This window comes from Streptomyces rimosus subsp. rimosus, assembly GCF_000720725.1.
Taxonomy (GTDB): domain Bacteria; phylum Actinomycetota; class Actinomycetes; order Streptomycetales; family Streptomycetaceae; genus Streptomyces; species Streptomyces rimosus_A.
In genome coordinates, this window is record NZ_JOCQ01000039.1 from 56,880 (window position 1) to 68,760 (window position 11,881).

Annotated in this window: 10 protein-coding genes; 4 read left to right on the top strand and 6 right to left on the bottom strand. The window is 71.7% G+C overall.

Annotated features, from left to right (window positions below; translation table 11 throughout):
- Positions 1-52 precede the first annotated feature (52 nt).
- The 3 genes from IH45_RS0120805 to IH45_RS0120815 all read right to left on the bottom strand — a co-directional run bounded on the left by IH45_RS0120805 (position 53) and on the right by IH45_RS0120815 (position 3,564).
- Positions 53-1,060 (bottom strand): endonuclease/exonuclease/phosphatase family protein, encoded by a 1,008-nt coding sequence (locus IH45_RS0120805; RefSeq protein WP_063763030.1) that lies wholly within the window; start codon positions 1,058-1,060, stop codon positions 53-55.
- Between the two features lie 216 nt (positions 1,061-1,276).
- Entirely contained in the window at positions 1,277-1,948 is a 672-nt protein-coding gene (locus IH45_RS0120810; protein WP_030670325.1) for a TetR/AcrR family transcriptional regulator, read from the bottom strand.
- Positions 1,945-3,564: an MFS transporter gene (locus IH45_RS0120815; RefSeq protein WP_030670328.1), complete on the bottom strand. Its 1,620-nt coding sequence runs from the start codon at positions 3,562-3,564 to the stop codon at positions 1,945-1,947. Before IH45_RS0120815 ends, IH45_RS0120810 begins: the two co-directional genes overlap by 4 nt.
- A gap of 215 nt (positions 3,565-3,779) precedes the next feature.
- Between IH45_RS0120815 and panB the strand changes: the two genes are divergently transcribed.
- Positions 3,780-4,691, top strand: a complete 912-nt coding sequence (gene panB / locus IH45_RS0120820; RefSeq protein ID WP_030670331.1) for a 3-methyl-2-oxobutanoate hydroxymethyltransferase — start codon at positions 3,780-3,782, stop codon at positions 4,689-4,691.
- 90 nt (positions 4,692-4,781) lie between these two features.
- Here the strand turns inward: panB and IH45_RS0120825 are convergent, their stop codons facing one another.
- Both IH45_RS0120825 and IH45_RS0120830 read right to left on the bottom strand, forming a co-directional pair.
- Positions 4,782-5,111, bottom strand: a complete 330-nt coding sequence (locus tag IH45_RS0120825) for a branched-chain amino acid transporter permease (protein ID WP_030670334.1) — start codon at positions 5,109-5,111, stop codon at positions 4,782-4,784.
- On the bottom strand, positions 5,104-5,853 hold the full coding sequence (locus IH45_RS0120830; RefSeq protein ID WP_030670337.1) for an AzlC family ABC transporter permease: 750 nt from the start codon (positions 5,851-5,853) through the stop codon (positions 5,104-5,106). The genes IH45_RS0120825 and IH45_RS0120830 overlap by 8 nt, the downstream gene beginning before the upstream one ends.
- Before the next feature lie 62 nt (positions 5,854-5,915).
- On the opposite strand from IH45_RS0120830, the gene IH45_RS0120835 reads away from it, so the two are divergent.
- From IH45_RS0120835 to IH45_RS0120845, 3 genes are all read left to right on the top strand, one after another.
- Entirely contained in the window at positions 5,916-6,374 is a 459-nt protein-coding gene (locus tag IH45_RS0120835; protein ID WP_030670342.1) for an Lrp/AsnC family transcriptional regulator, read from the top strand.
- A gap of 85 nt (positions 6,375-6,459) precedes the next feature.
- Positions 6,460-7,515: an ATP-binding cassette domain-containing protein gene (locus IH45_RS0120840; RefSeq protein ID WP_032917959.1), complete on the top strand. Its 1,056-nt coding sequence runs from the start codon at positions 6,460-6,462 to the stop codon at positions 7,513-7,515.
- Entirely contained in the window at positions 7,512-8,354 is an 843-nt protein-coding gene (locus IH45_RS0120845; protein WP_030670349.1) for an ABC transporter permease, read from the top strand. Before IH45_RS0120840 ends, IH45_RS0120845 begins: the two co-directional genes overlap by 4 nt.
- Before the next feature lie 24 nt (positions 8,355-8,378).
- Here IH45_RS0120845 and IH45_RS0120850 read toward each other — a convergent pair whose 3' ends face one another.
- Positions 8,379-11,732: an AfsR/SARP family transcriptional regulator gene (locus IH45_RS0120850; protein ID WP_030670352.1), complete on the bottom strand. Its 3,354-nt coding sequence runs from the start codon at positions 11,730-11,732 to the stop codon at positions 8,379-8,381.
- Positions 11,733-11,881 lie beyond the last annotated feature (149 nt).

Genomic DNA, 11,881 nt, shown 5'->3' on the forward strand with positions numbered 1-11,881 from the left:
GAGAGCGCGCTCACCCGGCCGTCGGAGGCCGTCGGAAATCGTTGCGGCTTTGTCAGATCTTGACCGACGCCGCCAGCGGAAGGTGATCACTGCCGGTCCGGGGCAGCGTCCAGGAGGACACCGGGTCGATCCCCTTCATCATGATCTGGTCGATCCGCGCCATCGGGAAGCCGGCCGGGAAGGAGAACCCGAAGCCGTCGCCCGCCGCGCCCTGGGCCGAGCGCATCTGCGCGGTGACCGGGGCGAGGGAACGGTCGTTCATCGTGCCGTTGAGGTCACCCAGCAGGATGACCTGCTTGACGCGCTCCTTGGAGATCGCGTCGCCGAGGGCGGCCGCGCTGTTGTCGCGCTGGTTGGCGGTGAAGCCCGCGTTGAGCTTGACCCGTACCGACGGCAGGTGCGCGACGTAGACGGCGACCTGCTTGCCGCCGGGCGCCTGGACGGTCGCGCGCAGCGCCCGGGTCCAGCCCATCTTGATGTTCACCGGCGCCGCGTCGGACAGCGGGTGCTTGCTCCACAGCCCGACCGTGTTCTGCACCGTGTGGTACGGATACGCCTTGGCCAGCCCTTCCTTGTACTTGGGCAGCGCGTCACCGGTCAGCTCCTCCAGGGCCACCACGTCCGCGCCGGACTTCACGATGTCCCGGGCCGTGCCGGCCGGGTCGGGGTTCTCGTCGCTGACGTTGTGGGTGACGACGGTGAGGTTGCCGCCGGTGCCCTTCTTGTCCGTGACCTGCCCGCCGAAGAGGCCCACCCAGACGATGGCGGGCAGCAGCAGCGCGATGATCGCGGTCGCGGAGCGGCGCAGCACGGCGGCGATCAGCAGCACCGGGACGCCGATCATGCCGAGCCACGGCAGGAACGTCTCCAGCAGGCTGCCCAGGTTGCCCACCTCGTTGGGTACCTGCGCATGCAGCATCATCAGCAGCCCCAGCAGAACCGCCAGTACCGCGAGCACGATGCCCCGCCGCCACATGCCCTCCGGGCGCCACCAGTCACGCAGGCGCCGTGCCCGGGAGGCATTCCGCTCAGGGTCGTGGCCCCGCCCCGACTCCGTCATGTATGCCTGCGCCATGCCGCCGTCCTCACTGCCTTGCCTCGTGCGCCCCACCTGTGATCTCCGACCCTAGGCGATGGCTCGTAATGCGCTTTCTTACAAGTGATGACGGCAGGCTCGGGGCGTCGGGTTCCTGGTCACGGAGCCACGGCGGCGGCTGTGACAGAACGGGCATAGTCCCGTCATGGAGCGGTCAGGTACGGGCGGGGAACCGTACGGTCAGGCACGCGGCCGTACGCCGTACAGCACCGTGTCCACGATCTCCTCGGCCAGCCCCTCCGGCAGGTCCGCCCACTCATGGAGCAGGGCCCGGGACAGCACCGGGCCGACGAAGAGGTCGGCGAGCAGGTCGATGTCCCGGTCGGCCCGGATCTCCCCGCACGCCATGCCCCGGCGCAGCACGGACAGCAGCACCTCGCGGCGGGCCTGCACGACCGTCTCGTGGTACTCCCGCCAGAGCGCCGGCTGCGCCTTGACGTGCGTGACGATGGTGCGCAGCAGCGCCGAGTTGCGCTTGGCCAGGCCGCGGATGCGCAGGAACTCGATGATGTCCACGAGGTCGTCGCGCACGGACTCGCCGGCCGGCGGCGGGATGTCGGTGTCCAGCGAGCGCATCACGTCGAGCAGCAGCTCGCTCTTGCCGGGCCACCGCCGGTAGACGGTGGCCTTGCCGACGCCCGCCTCCCGGGCGATGCGCTCCATGGACAGCTCACCGATGGAGACCCCGTCCTCGATCATGCGCAGCACGGCCTCGATGATCGCGGTGTCGGCGGCGGCGTTGCGGGGACGGCCGCGGCGGGGGTCGGGGGCGGGGGCGTCCGTACGTACGTGGGTGTCCGCCTGCGTACGCACCTCTGTCCCCGCCGCATCCGTGCCCGCCGTCCGGCTCATGACCGTGCTCCCGCCTTTTCCTGCTCCGCCCGGTCCGCACCGCGCGCACCCGCACCCATCCTGCCTGGCAGGAAGGCCCCGACCACCACCGCGCCGAGCACCGCGACACCGGCCGAGGCGAGCGCGGTGACGTGCATGGCGTGGATGAACGCGTCGTGCGCGTCCGTGATCAGCCGCTGTCCGGCCGGTCCGAGGTGCCGGGCGACGCCGAGCGTGGCCTCGATGGACTCGCCCGCCGCGTGCCGGGCGGCGTCCGGCAGGCCCGGTACGGAGTTCAGCGCGCCGTCGATGTCGTCGCGGTAGACGGTGGACAGCAGCGAGCCCAGTACGGCGACCCCGAGCGTGCCGCCGACCTGCCGGAACGTGTTGTTGACGGCCGATCCGGAGCCCGCCTTCTCGCGCGGCAGGGACTGCATGATCGAGAGGGTGACCGGCGGCATGATGTGCGACGAGCCGGTGCCCTGGACGAAGAAGAGGACCTCCAGCACCCACATCGGGGTATCGGTGTCCAGCAGCAGGAAGCCGGCCATGCTGGCGGCGACCAACAGCATCCCGCCCGTGCAGACGGTGCGCGCGCCGAAGCGGTCGACGGCGTGCCGGGCCAGCGGCGAGAAGATCATCTGGGAGACGGCCAGCGGCAGGATCAGCAGGCCCGCCTGGAGCGGGGTGTAGCCGCGCACGCTCTGGACGTAGAAGACGATGAAGAACGTGACGCCCATCAGCGCGAAGAAGACCAGTGTGATGGCGCCCACCGCGGCGGAGAAGGCCGGCTTGCGGAAGAGGTTGACGTCGATCGACGGGTGATCGATCCGCTTCTCGTACAGCACGAAGCCGACCAGGACGAGCAGACCGCCCAGGACCGTACCGAGCACCTGCGGATCGGTGAAGTCGGCGAGCTGGCCGCCCTTGATGATCCCGTAGACCAACAGCACCAGACCGACGACGGAGAGCAGCACGCCGACCGGGTCCAGCTTCCCGGGCCGCGGGTCCCTGGAGTCGGGCACCAGGAGGATCATCGCGACCAGCGCCACCAGCACGATCGGTACGTTCACGAGAAAGACCGAACCCCACCAGAAGTGGTCCAGCAGCAGACCGCCCGCGATCGGGCCGATCGCGATGGCCAGTCCCACGCCGCCCGCCCAGATGCCGATCGCCTTGGGCTGCTCGTCCCGCTCGAAGACGTTCATCAGGACGGCGAGGGTGGACGGCATCACGAAGGCGCCGCCCAGCCCCATCACGGCCCGGAAGGCGATCAGCTGCCCCGGCGACCCGGAGACGGCCGCCAGCACCGAGCCGACGCCGAACACCGCCAGCCCGAAGAGCAGCACCTTCTTGCGGCCCAGCCGGTCACCGAGCAGTCCCGAGGTGAACAGCAGGCCCGCGAAGACGAGCGTGTACGAGTTGATCGCCCACTCCAGCTGGCTCTGCGTGGCGCCGAGGCCGGTGGGGGCCGGGGTGGCGATCGTCTTCATCGCCACGTTGAGGATGGAGTTGTCCAGCACCACGATCAGCAGGCTGAGCATGAGGACGGACAGGATCACCCAGCGGCGGCGGTGGATGTGCTCGGGGACGTGCCGGGGCGCGGCGGATATACCGGCGGGTTCGGAGCTGGTCATGGGGTCAGCGTACGCCCATTTCGATACGGGGCCGTTCCGTATCGGAGGGCACCATTCCGTATCAGCGGGGCATGCGGGGGCGTGGCCGCCTCACAAGGCGCGGTCCGCCCCTCCTCCCCAGGCCCCTTCCACTCCCCCGGGGCCGCGTGCCAGCATGGAAGGGAGTCCGGAGACGCCGTCAGGGCGCTTCGAGATGACGAACAGGAGCCGTCACCATGACGCAGCTTTCGCCTGCCCAGATTCCGGCCGCGGAGGGGACCACCGCGGCCGGCGGGGGCACAACCGGTAAGGCCGACAGCAGCAAGGCGCTGTACGGAGGAAAGAGCTCGCGGCGGGTGACCGTCCGCGACATCGCCGCCGCCAAGGAGCGCGGCGAGAAGTGGCCGATGCTCACCGCCTACGACGCGATGACCGCCTCCGTCTTCGACGAGGCCGGCATCCCGGTGCTGCTGGTCGGCGATTCGATGGGCAACTGCCACCTCGGATACGAGTCCACCGTGCCGGTCACGATGGACGAGATCACCATCCTGTCCGCGGCGGTCGTCCGCGGCACCAAGCGCGCACTGATCGTCGGCGACCTGCCCTTCGGCGCCTACCAGGAGAGCCCGGTCCAGGCGCTGCGCAACGCCACCCGCCTGGTCAAGGAGGCCGGCGTCGGCGCGGTCAAGCTGGAGGGCGGCGAGCGCTCCGCCCACCAGGTCGAGCTGCTGGTCTCGGCCGGCATTCCGGTCATGGCCCACGTCGGCCTGACACCGCAGTCCGTCAACGCGTACGGGGGCTACCCGGTGCAGGGCCGCGGCGAGGAAGCGGCCCAGCAGCTGCTGCGCGACGCGAAGGCCGTGCAGGACGCGGGCGCCTTCGCCGTCGTCCTGGAGGCCGTACCGGCCGAACTGGCCGCCGAGGTCACCCGCTCGCTGCACATCCCCACGGTCGGCATCGGCGCGGGCATCGGCTGTGACGCGCAGGTCCTGGTGTGGACCGACATGGCGGGCCTGACCGGCGGGCACGTCCCGCGCTTCGTGAAGCAGTACGCGAACGTGCGCGAGGTGCTGGGCACCGCGGCCAAGGACTTCGCCGAGGAGGTCGTCGGCGGCACGTTCCCGGCGAAGGAGCACAGCTTCCGCTGATGCCCTGCCAGGGAGCGCGGCTTCCGTCGATGTGAACGAAGGCCGGGCGGGCGCCCTCGGAGAAGTCGCCCGCCCGGCCTTTCGCCGCGCTCAGTGCGCGAAGACCGTACTGGCCAGGATCACGTGCACGGCCGTGCCGCCGAGAATGCTCAACAGCGCGTTGCGGCGCCACAGATGCAGTCCGACGGTGACGGCCAGGGCCACCAGCGGGGCCAGGCTGCGCTTTTCGGTGAGGGAAAGGTCGCGCAGGCAGTAGGCGAGCAGGATCACCATGACGCCGGCGGGCATGCGGGCACTGAGGTACCGGACGGTACGGCTGGCCCGCAGGGGTGTGAGGGCGGCGAAGGGCAGGGCGCGCAGGCCCCAGGTGACCGCGGTGGTGACGAGGACGGCGGCGACGGCATAGCGCGGATCAGGCATGGCTCGGCCTCTTGCCGGTGGTGAGCTGACGGGCCAGGAGGGCGGCGGCGAACAGGCCGAAGGCGGCCAGGAGCATCTCGCCGGGGAAGAGGACCCGGGCACCGAGGGCGCTGAGCAGAGCGAGCACAGGAGTGGGCAGATCGCCGCGCAGTTCCCGGACGGCATCCAGCGCGAGAACGGCGAACAAGGCGGTGAGGGCGAAGTCCAGGCCGGTGACGTTCCCCGGGATGAGGGAGCCGAGCAGGGCCCCGGCGATCGCGCTGCCCGCCCAGGACAGATGCAGCAGGAACTGCATCCACAGGATGCGGCGGCCGGGCCAGGAGCGGGCCTGTTCGCGGGTGGCCAGCACATACGCCTCGTCGCACAGCGCGAAGGTGGCGTACGTCTTGCCGAGGCGGCCGGATATGCGGTGCACGGGGAAGGACAGCGCGTAGAAGACGTGCCGGACGTTCACCATGAACGAGGACAGCGCGATCGCCGCCAGCGGGGCCGCGGCGGTCACCAGGCCGATGAGCAGGAACTCGAACGATCCGCCGAAGGCGAGCGCCGCGGACAGCCCCGCCCACCACCAGTCCAGCCCCGACTGCGTCACCAGCGCCCCGAAGGCGAGGCCGAGCGGAACGAATCCCAGAACGGCGCCGGCGGATTCCCTGAACGCCGCGGGCGCCTCGGAACGTCCTGCGGACGCGGGGACAGGTACGGGCCGAGTGCGGCCCCCGGTGACGGCAGGGCTTGTTTCCATGGCGAAATCTTAAAAAGAATCGCGGCTTATTTGGTTTCCTTCTTCAGCTCTACAATGACTCCGTGCGCAACGAAATTACCCTCGACGCGGTGGACCGGGAAATTCTGTTCCAGCTCGGCCGGGACGGGCGGCTGACCAACGTCGAGCTGGCCAGGCGCGTCGGTCTGACCCCGCCGCCCTGCCTGCGCCGGGTCAAGCGGCTGGAGGAAGCCGGCGTCATCGCCGGATACCGGGCCGTCGTCGATCCCGAGGCGGTGGGCCGCGGCCTGGAAGTCCTCGTCGCCGTGGAGATATACGCCCAGGACCGCAAGAGCTTCGAGGAGTTCGAGGCCACCGTCGCCTCCTACGAGGAGGTCATCGAGTTCCGCCGTATGTACGGGCGCCCCGACTATTTCCTCCGCGTCGCCGTGGCCGACCATGCCGCCTACGAAGGCTTCCTCACCCGCAAGCTCAGCTGCCTGCCCGCGGTCCTCCGCCTCGAATCGCATATGACCATGAAGGAGATCAGCACCGACCGGTGAGGCGCGCCGTCTGCCGCCGACGGCCTGACCTGGGCTGTCGGTCCGCTGTCGGTCGTTTGTCAGTGGGGGCTGTCATCGTGTGGGCATGACGCGAAAGACGACATCCAACGGCGCGGGGAACGCCGTCGAAGTGCGGGGACTGGTCAAGCACTTCGGCGAGGTGAAGGCCGTGGACGGGGTGGATCTCGATGTGCGGGAAGGCACCGTCCTCGGCGTGCTGGGGCCGAACGGCGCCGGCAAGACGACGCTGGTCCGCTGCCTGTCCACACTCCTGGTGCCGGACGCCGGCACGGCGACCGTGGCCGGTTTCGACGTGGTGCGCCAGCCGCGCGCGCTGCGCCGCACGATCGGCCTCACCGGCCAGTACGCCTCGGTCGACGAGAAGCTCTCCGGCCGCGAGAACCTGTACATGATCGGCCGGCTGCTGGACCTCTCCCGCAAGGACGCCCGCGCGCGGGCCGACGAGCTGCTGGAGCGGTTCTCGCTCACCGAGGCCGCCGGCCGGGCCGCCGCCAAGTACTCCGGCGGTATGCGCCGCCGCCTCGACCTGGCCGCCTCCATGATCGGCAGGCCCGCGGTGCTGTATCTGGACGAGCCGACGACCGGCCTGGACCCCCGCACCCGCAACGAGGTGTGGGACGAGGTCCGCAGCATGGTGCGCGACGGCGCCACGGTCCTGCTCACCACCCAGTACATGGAAGAGGCCGAGCAGCTGGCCCACGAGCTGACGGTCATCGACCGCGGCCGGGTCATCGCCGAGGGCGAGGTCGACGAGCTGAAGACCAAGGTCGGCGGCCGGACGCTCCAGATACGCCCGGCCCAGGCCGCCGAGCTGGACCGGATGGTCGGCGCCATCGCGCAGGCCGGCCTGGACGGCATCGCGGGCGCCACCGCCGACCACGAGGACGGCGTGGTCAACGTCCCGATCGTCAGCGACGAGCAGCTGTCCGCCGTGGTCGGCATGCTCGGCGAGCGGGGCTTCACGATCTCCGGCATCAACACCCATCTGCCCAGCCTGGACGAGGTGTTCCTGGCCATCACCGGCCAGAAGACGTCGGAGGCCGCCGACGGCGGCCCGCAGGACGGGCCGCGGGATCAGCAGGACGTACAGGACAAGCAGTACGAGGAGGTTCCGGCATGAGTGCCGCGACGGTGGCGGCGCCGGGCAAGCCGCAGCGGCCGGGTGCCGACGAGGGCCGCATCGGCCTGCGGGCCCATCTGCGTCACACGAGCGCCCTGGTGCGCCGCAACGCGATGCAGATCAAGAACGACCCGGAGTCGATGTTCGACGCCCTGTTGATGCCGATCGTCTTCACGCTGCTGTTCGTGTACGTCTTCGGCGGCGCGATGGGCGGCAGCCTCGGCGGCGACCGCTCCGCGTACGTGAACTACATCATCCCCGGCCTGCTGGCCATGGGCGGTCTGAACATCGCCATGTCGGTCGGCTCCGGCGTCAACGACGACTTCAACAAGGGGGTGATGGACCGCTTCCGCACGATGCCGATCGCCCGCTCCTCGGTGCTGACGGCGAAGATGCTCGTGGAGTCCGGGCGGATGCTGGTCTCCACCGTCATCCTGCTGGTGCTGGCGTTCCTGATCGGCTTCGACCTGAAGACCGGACCGCTGGAGCTGCTGGCGGCCGTCGCCCTGGCGCTGCTCTTCGGGTCCTCGCTGACCTGGATATTCATGCTGCTGGGCCTGACCATGAAGACCCCGCAGGCGGTGCAGGGCGTCGGCTTCATGGTGCTGATGCCGCTGCAGTTCGGCTCGTCCATATTCGCCCCGCCGACCACGATGCCGGGCTGGATGGAAGCGTTCACCAAGGTCAACCCGCTGTCGAACCTGGCGGACGCGGCGCGCGCCCTGATGAACGGGCAGGGCGCGGTCGCCCAGCCGGTGCTGATCACCCTGGCCTGGACGGCCGGCATCACCCTGGTGTTCGCGCCCCTGGCCGTCGCCAAGTTCCGCAAGAAGACCTGACGCGTCACCTTCGCCCGGCTCGCGTCAGATGAGGGCGGCGGCTTCTTCGAGGGAGAGGCTGCCGCCTTCGGCGTAGGCCCGTTCGTAGGCGGCGGCGTCGAGGACCGCACGGGTCTCGGCCTCGGCGCTCGCCCGGTTCCGCCGGATGACCCGCGGCGGCCGGTGGGAGTTGCTGCGCAGCACGTCGTACGCGCCGATCAGCCGCGCCGCGTCCGGCCCGCCCGCCTCGCCCCGTACGCCCACCAACGCCCGCGCCGCGGTGAGCAGTTGGACGACCGGCAGGTCCGGCGCGACCACCTGCACGAGCTCGTCGCGGAACTTCGGCATCGCCGCACGGAACCGGGGCAGCACATCGTCGTAGCACCCTTCCTCGATGTCCAGCGCGACCATCGCCGCCATCACGACGCCCTGGAACAGCTGCGGGGCGCGCTGCCCGAACAGCTCCTGCACCTCCTCCAGGTGGCCGCGCGCTTCCCGCAGCTGTCCGACGCAGGTGAGGTGCATGGCGAGCGTGAGGTGGGCGAACGGCCTCGCGTCCCGGCCGCCGTTGCCCTTCTTCGTCAGTTCGAGCACTTCGTGCAGCAGGCGCTCGCCGTCCGCCTCCGCACCATCCTCGATCAGGACGTTGCCGAGCCGGGTCCGCAGCAGCAGGATCTGCCCGGACGCCCCCAGTTCCTCGGCGTAGCGCATGGCCGCCCGGTAGTCCTCGGCCGCGAGCGCGTACTCGCCCCGCCCCTCGCGGGCCTCGCCGCGCCCCGCCAGGGCTTCCGCCGCGCCCCACGCGTCACCGAGCCGTATGAAGATCTCCAGGGATTCGTCGGCGTCCTGGCGGGCCTGGGCCAGCCCGTCCCGCCGGTCGTTGAAGATCTTGGCGCGCAGCTGGAGGACGTACGCCAGCTCCCACTCGTAGCCGTACTCCCGGCAGGCGCTCACCGCCTCGTGGACGAGGTGCGCCAGGTCGTCGAACCGGCCCGCCATCATCATCGCGTAGTACCACAGGACGCCCGGCACCTTGCACGTCTGCGGCATGCCGCTGCGGTACGCGGCCAGGATGCCCAGCAGCTCGTCCCGCCACTCCGGGTTGCCCAGGACCGCGATGTCGCTGTCCGAATTGGACAGCTCCACCAGCCGGACCTCGCGACGCGCCTCCTGCAACTGCTCCGGCACCATTGGCGGCGGCGCGTCGATGGGCCGCTCGTACAGGACGGGCGCGGGCTCGACGGGCGCCGCGAAAGGATCGGGGCCGAGCGCCCCCACGGCGGCCGACCAGGCACGGGCGTCGGCGCGGTGGTCACGCAGCGACCAGAACCACTGGAGGGACAGCACCAGGCACAGCGCCTCCTGCTCGTCGCGCACGGCGACGGCCCGGCGCAGCGCGGTCCGCAGGTTGTCGTGCTCCAGCTCCAGCCGCTCCAGCCAGACGCGCTGGGCCGGTCCGCGCAGCAAGGGATCGGCCGTACGGGCCAGTTCGCGGTACGCGACCAGGTGCCGCCGCTCGGTCGCGGACCGCTCCCCCGCCTCGTCCAGCCGCTCGCCGGCGTACTCCGAGACGGTCTCCAGCAGCCGGTAGCGCATCCGCCCGTCCCCGCCCGGCGCGGCGACGACCAGCGACTTGTCGATCAGCGAACCGAGCAGGGCGGCGACATCACGCGGCGCCACCGGACCGCCCGTTCCCTGCGCCCCCGGCCCGTCCCCGCACACCTCCTCGGCCTGGGCGAGATCGCAGCCGCCGGAGAAGACGGACAGGCGGCGCAGCACTGCACGCTCGGGACCGTCGAGCAGGTCCCAGGACCAGTCCACCACGGCGCGCAGCGTCTGCTGCCGGGGCAGTACGGTACGGCTCCCGCTGGTCAGCAGCCGGAACCGGTCGTCCAGCCGGTCGGCGAGCTGGCGCGGGGTGAGCAACCGCAGCCGGGCCGCGGCCAGTTCGATGGCGAGCGGCAGCCCGTCGAGCCGCCGGCAGATCTCCGCGCACGCGACCGGGTCGTCCTCGACGCGGAACCCGGGCCGGGCGGCGGCCCCGCGGTCCGCCAGCAGCCGCAGCGCGACCGGGTCGGGCAGCGGTTCCACCGGCCGCAGCGCCTCTCCCGGCACGGCCAGCGGCTCCCGGCTGGTGGCCAGCACGGTCACGCCGGGACACTCGGCCAGCAGCCGGTCCGCCAGCTCGGCGGCAGCACCGATCACATGCTCGCAGTTGTCCAGGACGAGCAGCATCCGCCGGCTCGCGCAGTGCTCAGCGAGGCGCGCCATCGGATCGTACGTCGTCGGGTCGGCGGCGGCGCGCAGTTCGTCGGCGGTGGTGCGTACGACGGTCTCGCGCGCCCCGAGCGCGGTGAGCACCGCCTCCGGCACGGTCTGCGGATCGTCCACGGGCGCCAGCTCCGCGAACCACACACCGTCCGCCCACCTCTCGGGCGCCGCGGCTGCCGCCGCCTCGGCACCCTCCTGCGAGAGCCGCGTCTTGCCCGCCCCGCCCGGCCCGAGCAGCGTGACCAGCCGGTGCGCGCCCAGATCGGTCCGGATCACCGCGAGGTCGTCCTCGCGCCCGACGAAGGAGGTGGGGCGGGTACGGAGGTTGCCGGGGCGGGGGGTGAGGGTGGGCGCCGGGCGATCGGCCGCCACTGCCTCCGCCTCGTGAGCCACAGCCTCCCCCACCTCCTCCTCCCGCAACAACTCCATGTGCAGGGCGCGGAGTTCGGGGCCCGGGGCCGCGCCGAGGCGGTCGGCGATGGCGGCCCGTACCGAGGCGTACGCGTCGAGCGCCTCGGCCGTACGCCCCGCCGCCCGCAGCGCGCGCAGGCGCAGGGCCTGGAGCGGTTCGTCGAGGGGATGCTCCTCGCACAGCGCCGTCAGCGCGGGCAGGGCCTGGCCGGGCCGGCCGAGGGCGACCTCGGCGGCGAGCCGCGTACGCCGGGCCTCCAGGCGGGCGCGTTCGGCGCGCGCGGCCTCGCCCGCAGCCTCCGGAAGGTCGGCCAGCGCCGGACCGCGCCACAGCGCCAGGGCGTCGCCGAGCAGCGCGGCGGCCTTGACCGGATCGCCGTCGGCCAGCGCCCGCGCGCCCTCGTCCGCCAGCTGCTCAAAACGGTGCAGGTCGACGTCGGCGGGGGCAGCACAGAGCCGGTACCCGCCGTGTACGGAGGCGATCGCCTCCCGGCCGACCGACCGGCGCAGCCGCGCGATCAGCGCCTGCAACGCGCCGGTGGCGTCGGCGGGCGGCCGAGGGCCCCAGACGTCGGCGATCAGCAGCTCGGCGGTGAGGGCCCGGCCGGGCCGCAGCGCAAGCGCCGTGAGCAGCGTACGCAGACGGGGCCCGCCGAGGGCGACGGGCGTCCCGTCGCTCCGGTGGACCTGGGCCGTCCCGAGGATTGCGTAGCGCACCGGACCATTGTCCTGTACGTACGAACGATTCACGGCCCACACTCCCCGCGCGCCACGCCCATCTCGACGACGGCCCCGCACTCACCGCGGCAATACGGTCGGCCGCCGCGGCCTGCCCGCTCCACCCCGCCCGCCCGCCCCGTCCGCCC